General features: G+C 64.5%; 16 protein-coding genes. 14 read left to right on the top strand and 2 right to left on the bottom strand.

The features are described 5' to 3' along the window. Positions 1-44: 44 nt before the first annotated feature. Positions 45-1,703 carry a phosphoenolpyruvate carboxykinase (ATP) gene (locus OXG30_13580; protein MCY4135923.1) on the bottom strand — a complete coding sequence of 553 codons (1,659 nt, stop codon included), beginning with the start codon at positions 1,701-1,703 and terminating at the stop codon, positions 45-47. After that, entirely contained in the window at positions 1,700-1,939 is a 240-nt protein-coding gene (locus OXG30_13575; GenBank protein ID MCY4135922.1) for a hypothetical protein, read from the bottom strand. The genes OXG30_13580 and OXG30_13575 overlap by 4 nt, the downstream gene beginning before the upstream one ends. Before the next feature lie 108 nt (positions 1,940-2,047). Between OXG30_13575 and OXG30_13570 the strand changes: the two genes are divergently transcribed. The 14 genes from OXG30_13570 to OXG30_13505 all read left to right on the top strand — a co-directional run bounded on the left by OXG30_13570 (position 2,048) and on the right by OXG30_13505 (position 16,908). Beyond that, positions 2,048-3,706 (top strand): DAK2 domain-containing protein, encoded by a 1,659-nt coding sequence (locus OXG30_13570; protein MCY4135921.1) that lies wholly within the window; start codon positions 2,048-2,050, stop codon positions 3,704-3,706. 56 nt (positions 3,707-3,762) lie between these two features. Further along, entirely contained in the window at positions 3,763-5,874 is a 2,112-nt protein-coding gene (recG, locus tag OXG30_13565; protein ID MCY4135920.1) for an ATP-dependent DNA helicase RecG, read from the top strand. Positions 5,875-5,890: 16 nt separating this feature from the next. Beyond that, the gene (locus tag OXG30_13560) at positions 5,891-6,520 is read left to right on the top strand and encodes a GNAT family N-acetyltransferase (GenBank protein MCY4135919.1); all 630 of its coding nucleotides are present in this window, start codon (positions 5,891-5,893) and stop codon (positions 6,518-6,520) included. A gap of 2 nt (positions 6,521-6,522) precedes the next feature. Further along, a complete protein-coding gene (locus OXG30_13555; GenBank protein MCY4135918.1) occupies positions 6,523-7,047 on the top strand; it encodes an RsmD family RNA methyltransferase in 525 nt (174 codons plus the stop codon). Between the two features lie 27 nt (positions 7,048-7,074). Further along, entirely contained in the window at positions 7,075-7,554 is a 480-nt protein-coding gene (gene coaD / locus OXG30_13550) for a pantetheine-phosphate adenylyltransferase (protein ID MCY4135917.1), read from the top strand. Next, the gene (locus OXG30_13545) at positions 7,547-8,137 is read left to right on the top strand and encodes a hypothetical protein (protein MCY4135916.1); all 591 of its coding nucleotides are present in this window, start codon (positions 7,547-7,549) and stop codon (positions 8,135-8,137) included. The genes coaD and OXG30_13545 overlap by 8 nt, the downstream gene beginning before the upstream one ends. Positions 8,138-8,172: 35 nt before the next feature. Further along, a complete protein-coding gene (locus OXG30_13540) occupies positions 8,173-8,670 on the top strand; it encodes a DUF177 domain-containing protein (protein ID MCY4135915.1) in 498 nt (165 codons plus the stop codon). A 70-nt stretch (positions 8,671-8,740) separates the two neighbouring features. Beyond that, positions 8,741-8,920 carry a 50S ribosomal protein L32 gene (gene rpmF / locus OXG30_13535; protein ID MCY4135914.1) on the top strand — a complete coding sequence of 60 codons (180 nt, stop codon included), beginning with the start codon at positions 8,741-8,743 and terminating at the stop codon, positions 8,918-8,920. A gap of 32 nt (positions 8,921-8,952) precedes the next feature. Further along, complete coding sequence (gene plsX, locus OXG30_13530; GenBank protein ID MCY4135913.1) at positions 8,953-9,948, top strand: phosphate acyltransferase PlsX; 996 nt, start codon at positions 8,953-8,955, stop codon at positions 9,946-9,948. Between the two features lie 88 nt (positions 9,949-10,036). Then, positions 10,037-10,336, top strand: a complete 300-nt coding sequence (locus tag OXG30_13525) for a phosphopantetheine-binding protein (GenBank protein ID MCY4135912.1) — start codon at positions 10,037-10,039, stop codon at positions 10,334-10,336. Beyond that, entirely contained in the window at positions 10,333-11,055 is a 723-nt protein-coding gene (gene rnc, locus OXG30_13520; protein ID MCY4135911.1) for a ribonuclease III, read from the top strand. Before OXG30_13525 ends, rnc begins: the two co-directional genes overlap by 4 nt. A 28-nt stretch (positions 11,056-11,083) precedes the next feature. After that, complete coding sequence (locus tag OXG30_13515) at positions 11,084-11,929, top strand: hypothetical protein (protein ID MCY4135910.1); 846 nt, start codon at positions 11,084-11,086, stop codon at positions 11,927-11,929. 66 nt (positions 11,930-11,995) lie between these two features. Continuing rightward, entirely contained in the window at positions 11,996-15,490 is a 3,495-nt protein-coding gene (smc, locus tag OXG30_13510; GenBank protein MCY4135909.1) for a chromosome segregation protein SMC, read from the top strand. Between the two features lie 2 nt (positions 15,491-15,492). Beyond that, complete coding sequence (locus tag OXG30_13505; GenBank protein ID MCY4135908.1) at positions 15,493-16,908, top strand: trypsin-like peptidase domain-containing protein; 1,416 nt, start codon at positions 15,493-15,495, stop codon at positions 16,906-16,908. Position 16,909: the final 1 nt, after the last annotated feature.

Here is a 16,909-nt window from a genome sequence, read left to right as displayed (position 1 = left end):
CAGGTGTCTCCGGCAGATCCCGGGGAATTGCAGTTCTGGACGCGTTAGAGCATCTCCTGGATGCCCAGCGCGGCGTAGTCCTGATCTTGGAAGTTCTGGCGGAACAGGTCGCGCAGCCGAACGGCGGCTTCGTCGTAGGCGTCGGGATCGCTCCAGGTGTTCCGGGGGTTCAACACCTCATCGGGGACACCCGGGCACGAGACGGGGACTCGCAGCCCCAAGATGGGGAGCCTGACGGTGTCCACGGTGTCGAGGTCGCCGTTGAGGGCCGCGTTGAGCAGCGCCCGGGTGTGGGAGATGGACATGCGGTTCCCCACCCCGTAGGGCCCTCCTGACCAGCCGGTGTTCAACAGGATGCAGCGGGCCGAGTGGGCATCCATGCGATGGGCCAGCAGCTCGGCGTACACCGATGGCTTGTGCGACATGAACGGCGCTCCGAAGCAGGCGCTGAACGTGGCCTGCGGCTCCACCACGCCCACTTCCGTGCCAGCCAGCTTGGCGGTGAACCCCATCACGAAGTGGTACATCACCTCGTCCCGATCGAGGATCGACACCGGGGGGAGCACGCCGAAAGCATCGGCGGTCAACAGCACGATGGTGCGGGGGTGAGGCCCTTTGGCGCCAGGGGCCACGTGGGGGTTGCACGAGAGCGGATAAGCGAACCGGGTGTTCTCAGTGATGGAGTCGTCGGCGAGGTCGAGCTCTTGGGGGTCGGTGTCGGCCAGATCCCGGCCGGGCAGGGCGGGAACGTTCTCGATGAGGGTTCCCCCCCTCGACAAGGCGGCGGCGATGATCGGTTCGGCCTCCTTGTCCAAGTCGATGAGCTTGGCGTAGCAGCCGTCCTCAAAATTGGCGATCCCCGATTCGGTCCACACATGCTCGTCGTCGCCGATCAGGCTGCGGTCGGGGTCGGCCGACAGGGTTGTCTTCCCGGTGCCCGACAGGCCGAACAAGATGGCGCTGTTGCCGCTGCTGTCCACGTTGGCCGAGCAGTGCATGGTGAGCTGCTTGGCATCGGGCAGAACGAAGTTCATCACCGTGAACATGGTCTTCTTGACTACGCCGCAATAGTCGGACCGCCCGAGCACCAGCCCCAGCCGATTGCGCAGGTCCATGATGACCGCCCGGTCGGTGCGGGTGCCGTCGCGGTCGGGATCGCAGCGGAAGCTGGGGACGTTGATCATGGTCCAGCCGACGGCATAGCGGTCGGCGTCGTCGCGCACGCCTTTGGGGAACATGATGTTGGCGAAGTAGGCGTGGGTGGCGTATTCGCTGACCAGCCGATAGGGGATGGCGAACTCGGGATCCCAGCCGCAGAACACGTCGGCGGTGTACAGCACAGCCTGCCGCTCGTTCAGATGGGCCAGCACTCGCTCCAGCAATCCCGAGTAGTGGTCGCCGTCCAGCTTGTTGAAGTCCGCCTTCCACCACACGTCGTCCACCAACTCGGGCCAGGCCACCGCAAAGGTGTCCTGAACGGGACGGCCGGTACACGTGGGATCGGAGTAGAAGATCAGCGGCCCGTCGGTGCCCAAAGCGGTGGCGAACGCCTTCTGGTCGTGCTCGCCTCCATCGATGCGGGTGCGGCCCCGGTCTCCGGCGATGGCGGCGGCGAACAGATCGTCTTGGGTCAGCCCGGCCCGGATGTCCACCGAGTCCAAGCCGAAGCGAGCGCCTAGCTGGTCGGCAACCGAAGGGCTCACGCGGGCTCCGGGTCGCCGGCGGCGGTGAGGAAGGATGGGGTGCCCATGTCTACCTCTGAGCCCAACCGCAGACGGGTGGCTTGCCCTTCATCTAGATCGAACAGCACTCGCTGGCCTTGGCGCAGCATCCGGAACACCGATCCCTCTAGCGCATCGGCAGCCAAGTCGAACTCGGCCAGGTCGGTGTCTCGCACCACAACGCCAAGACCGGTTGCGGGATCGTATGCCTTGATCACACCCTGCACAGGGACTCTTTCTGACAGTGATCGGGGATTACGGCAGGGTAATGGCTGGTCCAGACGGTTCGCGAGTCGGGCAGGCTCGACTAGGTAGCATCGAGGAGCATGACGGCAAACCGGCTGGGTGCCGATGGATTGCGGGCGGCGATGGAGCGGTACCGAGACGTCCTCGGCATGCACCGGGACGTCATCAACCAGCTCAACGTTTACCCGGTTCCCGATGGCGATACCGGCACCAACATGGCGCTCACCCTGGAAACGGTGGTGGCCGAGGTGACCGGCGCTGGTGAGGGGATGGCCGAGGTGTGCCACGCCATCAGCCACGGATCGCTCATGGGGGCTCGGGGCAACTCTGGAGTGATCCTGTCGCAGATCTTGCGCGGCTTGGCCGACACGGTGGCCGCTGCTGGCCATATGGATCCCCCTGTACTGGCCGGTGCGCTGAAACAGGCTTCGGCCGCGGCCGATGAAGCGGTGTCTACCCCGGTGGAGGGGACCATCCTCACCGTGGTGCGAGATGTGGCCAACGCGGCTGCCGAAGCGGTCGAGGAGGGCGTCGACGGCCTCATCCAATTGGTGGAGGGATGCCAGCAGGCGGGACGGGCGTCGCTGGATCGCACGCCGGAGCTGCTGCCCCAGTTGGCCCGGGCCAACGTGGTGGACGCCGGGGGAGCGGGATTTCTGCTCTTTCTGGATGCGCTGATCACCGCGATGGACGGTCGGCCGCTGCCCGACCCGCCGTCGGTGGACCCCACGGCGGGAGTGGGTGCGGCAGTGGCCGGGGCCGACGATCCCCACGGAGTCGATGACGATGCGGACGGCACCCGCTATGAGGTGATGTTCTTCCTGGAGGCCGACGACGACCGTATCGGCGACTTCCGCTCCGCGTGGGAGGCCCTGGGCGATTCCATCGTGGTGGTGGGCGGCGACGGCTTGTGGAACTGCCATATCCACAGCAACGACATCGGTGCCAGCATTGAGGCGGGCATCGGCGTCGGTCGTCCGTACGACATACGGGTGACCGACTTGTTCGAACAGGTCAGACATGTGGAGTCGCTTGCCGCCGCCGAGATCGGCGGGACCGTCACCACCATTGCCGGCGAGCCGGTTCACACCGCAGTGGTGGCCGTGTCGGTGGGGGCGGGGGTGCGCCGCATTTTCGAGTCGCTCGGGGTTCGAGCCGTCATCGCCGGGGGCCAGACGATGAATCCCTCCACCGAGCATTTCGTGCAGGCGGTGGAGCAACTCGACGCCGCCGAGATTGTGCTTCTCCCCAACAACAAAAACATAGTGCCGGTGGCCGAGCGGGTGGACGACTGCACCGATGCGGTGGTGCGGGTCGTGCCGACCAAGGGGATCGCTGAGGGCTTGGCCGCCTTGATGGCCTATGACCCGTCGGCCACCGCCGATCAGAACCAGGAGGCCATGGCCGACGCCGCCTCCGAGGTGGTGACCGGGGAGGTCACCCAAGCAGTGCGCGACACCGAGAGCGAGTTGGGACCCATCGCCGCGGGTCAGTGGCTGGGCCTGGATCGCGGTGGGTTGCGGGTGGTGGCCCAGGGCGCGGCACAGGCGGCCACCGGGCTGCTGGCCGAGATCATCGACGACGGCCATGAGCTGGTGACGGTGATCGCCGGGGCCGACGCCGTATCGGCCGATGTCGGAGAAGTGTCCTCCTGGTTGGCCGAGCATCATCCTGCGATCGAAGTGGAGATCCACGAGGGCAACCAGCCGCTCTATCCGTTCTATTTCGGAGTGGAGTGACCACGCCGCCCTCGGACAGCTCTGAACAGGGAGTGGCCAGTCGGTCTCCGCTCACGATGGCCGACTTCGAGGCTATGAATGTCGAGGTGCTGAGCGGGGTGGGACGGGCCAAGGCCAAGGCACTGGCTTCAGTCGAGGTGGAGTCGGTGCTGGATCTGTTGACCTACTACCCCCGTCGATACATCGATCGGACGAACCGAGCCTCCATCTCAGATTTGGAAGACGGCGTGGAGGCCATGGTGATGGCCCAAGTCGACAGCGTGTTCTCCAAGCGGCTCCGAGGCAGCCGAACGCTGGTCAGGGTGACGGTCAGCGATGACACCGGCCGCCTGGGCCTGATCTTCTTCAATCAGCCCTGGCGGGACCGCCAGCTGTCCGAGGGCCAGGAGGTGGTGGTATTCGGAAAGCTGGACCGATATCGGGGTCAGAGCCAGATGACCAACCCCATCGTGGATCTGGTGGGCGATGAGACCGGTCGCATCGTGCCGGTGTACCCCCAGTCGGGCAAGGCCGGACTACAGACCCGGGAAATCAGGCGGTGGGTGGACGAAGCCTTGCGGCGATCCGAGCAGCGGGGGATCAGCGATCCGGTTCCCGAGTCGCTGCGGCAGCGCCACGGCTTGATCGGCCGCCATCAGGCCATAGAGGGCATCCATCGACCCGACTCCATGGACGCCCAGTACACCGCTCGCGATCGGCTGGTGTTCGACGAACTGCTGCGTCTCCAGCTCAAGCTCATCATGCGCAAGCGGGCGGTGGAGCGGGCCGCAGTCGGCATCTGCCATGACACCGGCGGAGAGCTGGTCGACCGGTTCACAGCCTCGCTGGGGTTTTCCCTCACCGGTGCCCAGCGCCGGGTGATCGCCGAAGTGGTGGCCGACATGGCCCGTCCGGTGCCGATGCACCGCCTCTTGCAGGGCGATGTGGGGGCGGGCAAGACCGTGGTCGCGGTGGCCGCGATGCTCACCGCGGTTCAGGGCGAGCACCAGGGAGCGCTGATGGCCCCCACCGAGGTGCTGGCCACCCAGCACTTTTTGGGGATTCGCTCTCTACTGAAGGACCTGGCCGTACCTGCATCTGGAACTCTGCTGGCCGAGCGGCCCCTGAAGGTGGCCTTGCTCACCAACCAAACGCCGAGAGCCGAGCGGGCTCATATCCAGGAGTCCTTGGCCAAAGGGACCATCGACATTGTGATCGGCACCCACGCCCTCATTCAGGAGGGGGTGGGCTTCTGCTCGCTGGGAGTGGTTGTGGTGGACGAGCAGCACCGCTTTGGGGTGGAGCAACGTGCCGCGCTGCGGGCCAAGGGCTCCCAAGCAGCCACTCCTGATGTGCTGGTCATGACGGCCACTCCTATCCCCCGAACCGCGGCCATGACCGTGTACGGCGACCTGGACGTGTCCACGCTCAATGAGATGCCCCCGGGGCGAACCCCGATCGCCACCCATTGGGCTCGATCTGCCGCTGAGGAAGCCGAAGTGTGGGAGCAGGTCAGAGCGGAAGTGGGCAAGGGCCGCCAGGCGTATGTGGTGTGCCCGCTGATCGACGAGTCAGACAGCATCGAGGCCCGCTCGGTCACCGAGACTTACGAGCGCCTGCAAGGAGACGAGCTGGCCGGTCTGCAAGTCGGCTTGCTCCACGGGCGGCTCACCCCAGCCGAGAAGGAGTCGGTGATGGACCTGTTTCGAAGCGGGACCATCGATGTGCTGGTGGCCACCACCGTGATCGAAGTAGGGGTGGATGTGCCCAACGCCACCATCATGGTGATCGTGGACGCTGATCGGTTCGGGATAGCGCAGCTTCACCAGCTCAGAGGCCGAGTGGGCCGGGGCGAGCAGGAATCTTCCTGCTGCCTGCTGGCCGCCGATGCGGTGGGGGTGGCCGCGGAGCGGCTCCGGGCCTTGGTGGACACCACCGATGGGTTCGAATTGGCCGAGGCCGACTTGGAATTGCGGGGCGAGGGCACCATCTTGGGAGAGCGCCAAAAGGGCCGGAACGATTTGCAACTGGCCTCCCTGCGCCGGGACAAGGACTGGGTGGTGTGGGCCCGTCAAGCCGCCGGGGAGATGCTGGACGATGATCCAGACCTTCAACAAAAAGCAGAGCTGCGGGCCGAAGTAGAACTGCTATTGGTAGACGACGACGCCGACTACCTGCTGAAGAGCTGAGGTTCGAGGAGGAACCGTGTTGGAGATCGTGCGAATGGGTATGGAACGACGGGACCGAATCGCCGAAATCTGGGCCGACGCCTTTGAGCAGGATCCGCTGATGAAGTGGGTGTTTCCCGACGATGCCTCCCGGCTGGAGTGCTTGACCCGCTGGTGGGGCTTCTGTCTCGACCATCTACCCTCCGGCTCTGAGCTGCACGGAACCCGGGCCGACGGATGCGTGGCCTACTGGCAACCCCCCAAAGACCAGGACGGCCAGACAACGGGAAGCGACGAGGCTGATCCAGGCGAGTCTGAGGGCCAAAGGGCCTTCATCGCCATGATGACCGAGCTGGTAGGGGATCTGGCCCCATCCCGAATGGAGGCTTTGGGAAAGATGCAACGGGCCCGGTTGGACGAGCCCCACTGGTATTTGGCGGTGTTGGGCACGTCATCGCAACAGCAGAGCAAGGGTCTGGGAAGCAAGGTACTGGCGCCCATGCTTGATCGCTGTGACCGGATCGGCGCCCTGGCCTATCTGGAGTCGAGCAACCCGGCCAACGTGGGCTTCTATCGACGCCACGGTTTTGAGCCCTACGACGAGTTCACGCTGGGCGACGGGGTGCTGATCACCCCGATGGCCCGAGAACCCCGCCCTCCCGAATAGCGATGACGCTTCGGATCATCGCCGGGGAGGCCCGGGGGCGGCGGTTGAGCACCCCCGAGGGCATCGAAGTGCGGCCCACCACCAGCAGGGTTCGGGAGGCGGTCTTCAACTCGCTGCACAGCCAGGGCTGTCTGGAAGGCGCCAACGTGCTGGACCTGTTTGCCGGCTCCGGGGCGCTAGGGCTGGAGGCCGTGTCCCGAGGAGCAGCCTCGGCCACGTTCGTGGAGTCGGCTCCGGCTGCGCTGGCCGCGCTGAAGGCCAACATCGATATCACCGGGTTCAACGACCGCTGCCGGGTGGTGCCCGGCGATGTCATGAGAGAGCTTGCCGGGCTGGGCTATGGCTTCGACGTGGCTCTGTGCGATCCCCCCTATGGGTTCGATGCCTGGCCTGAATTGGTGTCCCAGCTCCCCTCGGACACAGTGGTGGCTGAGTCCGATCAGGCAGTGGAGCTCGGAGCCCACTGGGATGTCGTAAAACAGCGGCGCTACGCGGGTACCGTTGTGGTGATTGCCACCCGGCGATAGCAACCAAAGACCCCAGGAGACCCCTTCGTGACGCGTGTCCTGTTCCCCGGATCGTTTGATCCCATACACAACGGTCATATGGAGATCGTGGAGACCGCGGCGCGCCTGTTCGAAGAGGTGATCGTGGCCGCGGTACACAACCCTCAGAAGACCCCTTTGTTCAAGCTGGACGAGCGTCAGGCGATGCTGGAGGAGTGCTTTGCCCACCTGCCCAATGTGCGGACCACGAAGTTCGCCAGCCTGGTGGTGGACCTGGCCAAAAGGGAGGGCGTTGACTTCATCGTAAAGGGCCTCAGGGCGGTATCGGATTTCGAGAACGAGCTTCAGATGGCCCAGATGAACCAAGCCGTCTCCGGAGTCCACACGCTCTTCATCCCCTCAGCCAGCAAGCACTCGTTTCTGGCTTCCAAGCTGATACGCGAGCTCGCCCGCTTCGGCCAGCAGATTGACTCCATGGTCCCCCCGCCGGTGGCCGAACGACTGATCGAGAGGTACCCAGATGACTGATATCGACCCCAACTCAACGGCAACGCACCAAACGACCGCCGGGACGTTCGTGGATCCCGAGTTTGATCTGCTGTTGCGCCGAGCGATCGAGTTGATTGACGCGGCCCGGCCGATGCCCCTGTCGGCATCTTCCATGATCAACAAAGAGGAAGTCCTCGAACTGCTTCAAAACTGCCTGAACCGTCTTCCCGAGGAGATGCGGGCGGCTCGCTGGCTGCTCAAAGAACGTGAGGACTTCCTGAAGAGGGTTCACCGAGAGGGAGACGAGATCTTGGTGGCCGCCCGAACCCAGGCAGAGGCCATGGTGCAGCGCACCGAAGTGGTCAAGGCAGCCGAGCAGCGGGCCCGGCGGATGGTGGAAGAGGCCGAAGCCACCGCTCGACGACTGCGCTTGGAGACCGAGGACTATTGCGACACCAAGCTGGGCAGCTTCGAGAACGCCCTAGAGCGAATTCTGAACACCGTCAAGGAGGCGCGGACCCGACTCCAGGGAGACCCGCTGGCCGATCTGGTTCGAGTCTACGGCCCCGAACCGGAACCGGAGCCGGACGACGGTTTCTTCGACCAGGACACCTTGGGCTGATCTGCGAGGGAAGAGGCCATGTCGAGCCGGTTGCCATGTCGAGCCAGCTGAGAGTACCGGTTGCGGAACTGCTGCGCCGTCCCGGTTCGCACCGCGAGCTCTCGATCCACGTAGATGTCGACGGCTGGGCAACCTCGGATGCCGCGGTTCGCGGTCCGGTTGACATCCAACTCCAACTGGAGTCGGTGGTCAGCGGACTGGAGGTGACCGGCTCACTGGAAGCGGGATGGCAAGGATCGTGCCGGCGGTGTTTGGAGCCCATTGAGCAGACGGTGCAGCAGGAATTGCGGGAGATGTTCAGCACCGCCCCAGATGATGAGGAGACTTATCCGATTCAAGACGGCGAAGTAGACCTGACCCCCATGGTTCGCGACTGCGTTGTCCTCGCCCTGCCCATCGCACCGCTCTGCTCCGAGGATTGTGTCGGGCCGGCGCCCGATGACTACCCCATGAACCAGCCTGAGCCCTCACCCGAAGACCGTCCCAAAGACCCTCGCTGGGCTGCGTTAGACGCGCTGCGCACCGGCAAGTAGATTTGTCCGTTGCGTTCGCGCCGATTCCGATCATGGCGCGGCATTTCCCTTCCCCATGTAGGACCGTTCGATGGCTGTACCCAAGAAGAAGACATCCAAAGCCAAGGGCCGCAGCCGCCGGGCCGCGGCCTGGCGAGTGTCCGCGCCAGCTCAGAGCACATGCCCCCGCTGCGGAGCGGTCAAACGGCCGCACCGAGTGTGCAAGGTGTGCGGCTGGTACGCCGGGCGTGAAGCGGTTGAAGTGGCCTGAGCCACTCTCCGCAGTCACATAAGGGGCGTCAATTGACTTCGCTTCCCGTTGCCGTGGACGCAATGGGGGGTGACGATGCCCCTCAGTCGGTGTTGGCCGGTGTCCAAATCGCCGCTGAGCGGGGCATTCCCATACTGCTGGTGGGACAACCCGAGCAGCTGACTGGGTCTGGGGACTTCGAGGTAATCCCTGCATCGCAGGTAATCGCCATGGGGGCCGAGGGAGCTTCCAGCGTCCGCAAGATGAAGGACTCTTCGGTCGTTCGGGCCGCCGAGGCGGTGCGCGACGGGCGGGCCGCGGCCATGGTCAGCGCCGGTAATACCGGAGCGGCAATGGCCGCATCTCTGCTGAGAATGGGCCGGATCCGGGGGGTGTCCCGGCCTGCTATTGCCACTCCGATTCTCGTTCCGGGCCGGGCCTGGCCCAATGTGCTGCTGGACTCAGGGGCCAACACCGAGTGCAGCGCCGGGTGGTTGGTGCAGTTCGCCCAGATGGGAGCGGTTTACTGCCGCGACCGGTGGGGGGTCGAAGTGCCCAGGATCGGTCTCTTGTCCAATGGCGAGGAGGCTGGCAAGGGATCGCCCCTGGTCAAGGAGGCTTTCGATCTGTTGGGGGACCGGGACTGGCAGGATCGGACAGGAGCGGTGTTCGCTGGCAATGTCGAGGGGCGAGACCTGTTGGAAGACCTCGTGGACGTGATCGTGACCGACGGCTTTACCGGGAATGTGGCCCTCAAGACCGCCGAGGGGGTAGCCAAGCAGTTGATCGGCGCACTGCTGGGCGCCCTCGACTCCTCTGATGAGGCCCGTCAGGGGGCCAAGCTGCTGGCCCCGGCGCTTGGACCGCTTTATGAGGAGTTCAGCCCCGACTCAGTGGGCGGCGCCATCCTGCTCGGGGTGAGCGGTGTGAGCATTATCAGTCACGGGGCCTCGTCACCGAGGGCGTTGGCCAACGCCATACAGGTGGCTCATGAGCTGGCCGAACGCGACACCGTGGGCTCCTTGCACCGAGTCCTGTCACCTGAATAGGGGTTACATCTGCGTCCAGTGGGTGGGAACAGCGGCAAGCTGGCTTATACTTTTCGGGCGCAGTATTGCTGAACCGCCCGGAGAAGACGTGCCATCCGAAACCCATGTCGAACAGAGTCCGCTGGATCGCGACGGGGTCTTGAGCCTCGTCACCGAGTGTTTGGCCGACATTTTGGAGATCTCTCCCGACCGGATAAGCGAGGGCCAGGCCTTTGCCGACGATCTTGATGCCGACTCACTCGCCCTCATTGAGTTGGTTGAGACTCTGGAAGAGGAATTGAGCGAGAGGACGGTCGGATTCAGCATCGACGATGAAGATCTGGAGGATCTCAAGACGGTGCGAGACGCCGTCGACTATGTCCACGGCCGTCTGAGCCGAAGCTCCTGACTTCCGATCCCGACCTCGCAGCTCTAGCCGAACGCCTCGGCTACAGCTTCACCCAGCCCAGCTTGCTGGTGGAGGCGGTGACCCATCGATCTTGGTGTGCCGACCACGCCGGGGCTTCCTCCAACGAGCGACTGGAGTTCTTGGGCGATGCAGTGTTGGCCCTGGTGGTGACCGATCACGTATACGCCGCCTACCCCCAGATGGCCGAGGGCCAATTGGCTCCCCTGCGAGCTGAGGTGGTCCGAGCCGAGACACTGGCCGATCTGGCCATTGAGCTTCAGCTGGGCAAGGCTCTCCGCCTCGGGCGGGGTGAAGAGGCGTCTGGAGGGCGGGAGAAGCAGTCGATTCTCTCTGATGCCATGGAGGCGGTGATCGGCGCGGTCTACCTGGATGCTCCCTGGGAGGTTCTGACCGATCTGGTCCGGGGATGGCTGGCCGATCGCATCGCTGCGGCGGCCGAGGGCCCCGGTATCCGAGACTTCAAGACCAGATTGCAGGAGTACTGCGCCCGCAGCGGCTTAGATGCCCTGGAGTATCGCCTGTCGGAGAAGGGTCCCGACCACGCCAAGCAATTCCTCGCCGTTGTGTACATGAACGGCGTGGAGCGGGGAAGAGGCGAGGGCCGGTCCAAGAAGCAGGCCGAGCAGGCCGCAGCGGCCTCAACCTGGCAGACCCTGGACTCTGGGGCGGTCGCCGCCGGGGCCGGAGCAGCCTCGTGATCTCATCAGTACGAGTAGGAGTGACCCGATGATCGCATTGCCGGAAATCGAGACCATCCGCCGCGACCTGGACAGGGAGCTGTCCGGTCTTCGCATCAAGTCGGTGGAGGTCATGGAATCGGGGTATGCCAAGCGATCGGGAGGACCGAAGAAATTCGTCAACCGGTTGGAGAAGCTGAAGATCACCAGTGTGCGCCGTCGGGGGCTGTTCTTGATCATGAGCCTGGACAGCGAAGATGTGGTGGTGGCTCACTTGGGCACCGGCGGCCAGCTGCGACGCCACGCCAACCGGGACGAGGTCGACTCCAACACCGCCCTGTCGATCACCTTCACGAAGAGCGGGCAGCTCCGGCTGGTGGATGAGCCGGGAGACGCTGAGCTCTTCCTGGCCAACGCCGAAAAGCTGGTCGAGGAAGTCCCCGAGTTGGACGGGCTGGGCATCGATCCCCTCGATCAGCCGGTGCCCTGGCGCATGTTCGGCCAGATCCTCTTGGCTCAGGACGCCAAGTTGAAGGCCGTGCTGACCGATGATCGCGTTGTGGTCGGTTTGGGCGAGATGTACTCCGATGAGATCCTGTTCGCCGCCGGTTTGCGATTCGACCGCCTGCCCAACTCGTTGGGGCCCCAAGAGGTGCGGCGGCTGCACCGGGCGATGGTGGAGACGCTTCACGACGCGGCCAAGCACCGGGGGGCGTCGTTGGAGGATGGCCACTACTTAGATGTTCACGGCCAGCCGGGCGGCTACGAGGAATACCTCAACGTGTTCAAGCAGGCGGGCCAGAAGGGCCGGCCCTGTCCCCGCTGCCACCGCCCCATCCAGAAATATCGCTTCCGTCGTCGGTGGACGTACTATTGCGAGCAGTGCCAGATCTGACCTCCGAAGCGCATTTGGGCAAGTAGTTCCACTAATCACGGCCCTCCGCTGGGTAGGGTCGCATAGGTGTTCTTGAAGGCGTTGACGCTCAAGGGGTTCAAATCCTTCGCCGATTCCACCACGCTGGTATTCGAGCCCGGTGTGACGGTGATCGTGGGGCCGAACGGCAGCGGCAAATCCAATGTGGTTGACGCGGTGGCTTGGGCACTGGGGGCTCAAGCCCCGACAACGGTGCGCTCGGCCAAGATGGACGACGTCATCTTCGCCGGGACCACCTCCCGGGCGGGCTTGGGCCGAGCAGAGGTGTCGCTGAGCATCGACAACACGTCTCGTCTCCTGCCCATCGAATTCGAAGAGGTGACCATTACCCGCACGCTGTTTCGCAGCGGAGACAGCACTTACGCCATCAACGGGGTGCCCTGTCGCCTGCTTGACATCCAAGAACTGCTGAGCGACTCTGGCGTGGGCCGCCAACAGCATGTGATCGTCTCCCAGCACCAGATTGAGGGCGTCCTGAGCGCCCGACCCGAAGACCGACGGGCGGTTATCGAAGAGGCCGCCGGCGTTTTGAAGTATCGCCGCCGCAAGGAGAAGTCAGAGCGGAGGCTGGCCGCATCCGAGGCCAACCTCACCCGTCTGTCCGACGTGGTTCGGGAGATCCGGCGCCAGCTTCGACCGCTGGAGCGACAAGCCGAGGCCGCTCGGCGCCATGGCGACTTGGTGGCGGAACTGAGTGGTCTTCGCCGCTATCTTGCTGGTCAGGAGATTGATCAGCTGCGCCGACGGGTTCGCCAGCTGACGCAGGATCAGGCCGCGGATCGCCGCGAGATGCAGCAGCTTTCAGTGCAGGCGGAGGCCTTGGATCGGGATCTGGCCGCTGCCGAGGCCCAACTCTCGGCCGCCGACGGACAAGACATCAGCGATGCGCTGATGCGATTCGAGGGGATCACCGAGCGCTTGCGGGGACTGGAGGCCTTGTTGTCGGAGCGTCGTCTTCGCTTGCAGCGCGATCGCAACGCCGGAATGGACGAGGACGTGGTGGCCACGCTGGAGGCCGAATCGAATCGCCTCGGCAGAGAACTGCTCGAGGTAGAAGATTCGGCGGCAGCCCTGGAGCCCGCGGCGACAGCCGTAGCCGGTGCTGAAGGTGAGTTGGAGCAGCTCCGCCTGTCGTTCGACGAGCGATGGGGCGATCAGGGCGTTCCGGATCCGGAGTCGGATGTTCCCCGGATCAAGGGCGAGATAAGGATCTTGGAGGCGTCGATTGATCGGGACCAGGTCGAGTCGGATCGCCTGGGCCAGAATCTGGAGGCCTTGGAGGAGCGCCGACAAGAACTGGTCGAAGAGTTGGACCGATGTTGGGCTGAGGCCAAGGACGCGGAGATCGCTCGACAGGCGCGGGAGCAGGAGCAAGATCGGGCAGAAAAGGCCGTCAGGGAGGCTCGCGCGGCCCGCGAGCAGCAGAAGTCCGCTCTCGGGGAGGCGGTCGGAGAACTTCAAGCTTGGGAGGCCCGTCGGGAGGCCCTCTCCCTGGCTCTGGATGAAGCACGCGATCAATCCGGAGCCCAGCGCCTGGTTGGTATCGAAGGCGTGCTGGGCACCTTGGTCGAGTTGGTGGAAGTGGACCGGGGATGGGAGGCCGCCTTTGAAGCCGCGGCTGGCGAGGCAATCGCTGCGGTAATCGCCACCGACACTGAAGTTGCCATGAGAGCAATCGCCACCCTGGAGGCCGACAGTGTGAGCGGTGCGGTCTTGGCTCTGGGCGGATCAGTCCCCGAGGCGGAGATTCCGGGCGTCGGCGATCCGTTGCGCCCCCGTGTGCGCTCGTCGGTGGCCGGGGTGGACCAGTTGTTGGACGCCTTGGTCGGATTAGTCGGGGTAGTCGAAAGCAGCGACCAGGCGGCCGAGGCGGCGATCGCCGATCCTGCCGCAGTGGTGGTTACCCGCCGGGGCGACCGGTTCTCCTCTACCGGGTGGCGAGTGGGTGTTCGCCGTTCTGGGGCCACCAGGGGACTGCTCGAGGAGGCCATTGAGGCGTCGGCCGGGGCACAGGAGGCGGTCAACGCCGCTGAACAGCAGTTGGCTGTGGCCGATAAACGGTTGGATGAGGCAGGGCAAGAAGAAGCCCGGACCCGTGAGGCGGCCCGCGGCCATCTCGAAGCCCGAGATGCGGTTCAGGCTCGGGCCAATGCGGTAGAGCGAGAGCTTCGCGACGCGGAGGTGGGAATTGGGGCTCTCGGCCCTCGGTGCTCAGAGCTGGATGCCAGGATTGACGAGGATCGCCGTCGGCTGGGCGATCTCCACCAGGAGTTGCCCCAACATCAGGCTAAAGAGGTCGAGCAGCGAGCCCGTGCCGAGAGCTTGAACCGAGACCGCGATGAGCTGGCCCAGAAGTCCCAGGCGGTTGGCAGCCTCCGCTCCGACTTTCGGGTGAGGGCGGCCGGGGTAGAAGAGCGACGCCGGATCCTGACTGCGCAGCGAGACGAAGTCGAGCGACGATTGAGCCAGATGACCCAGGCCCGGGCCGAAGCCGCCTCTCGTCGAGAGGCTGTCGACCAGCGTCTCGCCATCGTCGACCAGATGATGGACTTGGTGGTTGAGCGTTTCCAGGAGGCCAGCCGTCAGCTTGAAGAGCTACGGCAGCGGCGGGCCGAGGAATCTGAGGCGGCTCGGATCGCTGCCCAACGGCTCGAGAGCTTGCGCAGCCAGAGGGCACAGGCCGAAGCGCAGTTGGGTCAGTGCAGGGAGAGAGACCGCAGCGCGGAGATCGAGTTGGCCGAAGCAGGGATCAGGCTGGAAGCAGCCACAGATCGGTGTCGCCGCGAACTGGACTGCGAGCCCGCCGAGGCAGTGGCCACCCAATGCCCTCCTGCGGAACCAGGCGTCGCCCCCGCCGACCGAGTCAGGGCTTTGGAGCAAGAACTACGCATCATGGGACCGGTCAATCCGCTGGCGTTGGAGGAGTATGAGGCGCTCTCGGAGCGATATGAGTTCACCCAGGCCCAGATCGACGACATCCGCCAGAGTCGCCGGGAGCTTCGCAAGGTGATTCGCAAGATCGACGAGGAGATCGTCAGCGTGTTCTCGTCGGCCTATGCCGACGTGGCCCGCAATTTCGCTGATCTGTTCCAGACGCTCTTTCCCGGCGGCGAGGGCCAGTTGCGGCTCACTCAGCCTGATGCGCTGCTGGACACCGGGGTGGAGATCGAGGCCCGCCCATCAGGCAAGAACATCAGGCGTCTGAGCCTGCTCTCGGGCGGGGAGCGCTCGCTTACCGCGCTGGCCTTCTTGTTTGCCGTGTTCCGCAGTCGTCCTTCGCCGTTCTATGTCATGGACGAGGTGGAGGCGGCCCTTGACGACGTCAACCTGCACCGCTTCCTCCAGCTTGTCGACGAATTCCGGGCCGACGCCCAGCTACTCATCGTGAGCCACCAGAAGCGCACCATGGAGGCGGCCGACTGCCTGTACGGAGTGTCCATGAAACCGGGAGGAAGCTCGAAAGTGCTTTCCGAAAGAGTGGTGGTAGCCTCTGAACCGAAGGTTTTGGTCGAGCAAGGCTGAGGATGAGCAACGGACCGGAAGATCCCCGGTCGGAGTGGGATCCCCTAGGGTGGGAACTGGAGGACTCAAACGAGCAACCCAGGAATGTGCCTGCGCCGCGCGAGGTAGAAGTGGTGGAGTGGCTGCCCCAAGCCAGCCCACCGCCTCAACCCCGCAATCCCGCAGTGATCATGCTGGTGGCTTCGGTGCTGCTGGCCGTATTGGGTCTGGTTGGCATCGGAATCGGCGTGGGCAGCATCTTCTTCAACCGGGACGCTCTGCCTCCTGAGATTGTGGTGGTCTCGGGTCCGCAGGTGGTGAGTGCCCCAGCCGGAGGGCCGACCTTGCAAGCTCCGCTGGTGGTTGCGCCCTCCGACCAGACACCGTCAGGCGAATCCCCTGGCGCCGACCAACTACCTAGCCCGCTGGTACCTGATGACCCGGTGGTGGCGGTAGCCCGAGCGGTCATTCCCTCGGTGGTGCTCATTCAGGTGAAGGGACCTGATTTCGAAGATCCCGAGATTGCTCCCGAATTTCCCCCTGAGGACTGGGAGCCTGGGGACGAGCTTCCTGAAGAATTCGAGCTTCCCGATCCGGAGCCAAGGGGTGGACAGGGTTCTGGGATCATCTACGACTCGTCCGGTCATATTCTGACCAACGCCCACGTTCTGGGCGATGCTGAGACGGTGAGAGTGCAGTTTGCCGACGGCACCCGAGCTGAGGGCGTCGTCGTGGGAACCGCCCCGGCGATCGATGTCGGCCTGATACGGGTTGACACGGAAATGGCACTGACGCCGGCAGTCTTTGCCGATCGCACCACCGTCGAAGTGGGACAATTGGCGGTGGCTGTGGGCAGTCCGTTCGGGTTGCAGCAGTCGGTGACCTCGGGGATTGTCAGCGCGGTGGGCCGGGCCATCAGAGAGGGGACCGGTGACGGTGCCTTCGTCGAGATGATCCAGACCGATGCCCCCATCAACCCCGGCAACTCAGGTGGCGCTCTGGCCAATCGAGCCGGACAGGTCATCGGAGTGAACACTCTTATTCGAACGGGTGGTTCGTTCGGCAACATTGGTTTGGGGTTCGCCATCCCCTCCGACATCGCCCTCAATATCGTCCAGCGCATCCTGAACGGTGAGAGCACCGAACTGGGGTATCTGGGCGTCTACGGGACTGATCCCGAGATAGGCCACCCCGGAGCCCTTGTGGTGGAAGTGGAGCCGGATACTCCCGCCGAGCGAGCCGGGATGATGGAGGGGGATTTGATCATTCTGATCGACAATGAGGTGGTTTCGACGTTCACTGAGCTAGCCGCCAAGGTTCAGTTCCGCGTTCCGGGAACGGAAGTGGAATTGGAGGTGGTCCGCGACGACGAGCACATCACGCTTACCGTGGTCATCGGCTCTCGGCCATCTGTCGAAGATCCCGAAGACGAAGAATAGG

It is taken from the genome of bacterium (assembly GCA_026708015.1).
Lineage (GTDB): Bacteria > Actinomycetota > Acidimicrobiia > Acidimicrobiales > Bin134 > Poriferisocius.
This window is presented reverse-complemented; position numbering and strand designations above follow the sequence as displayed.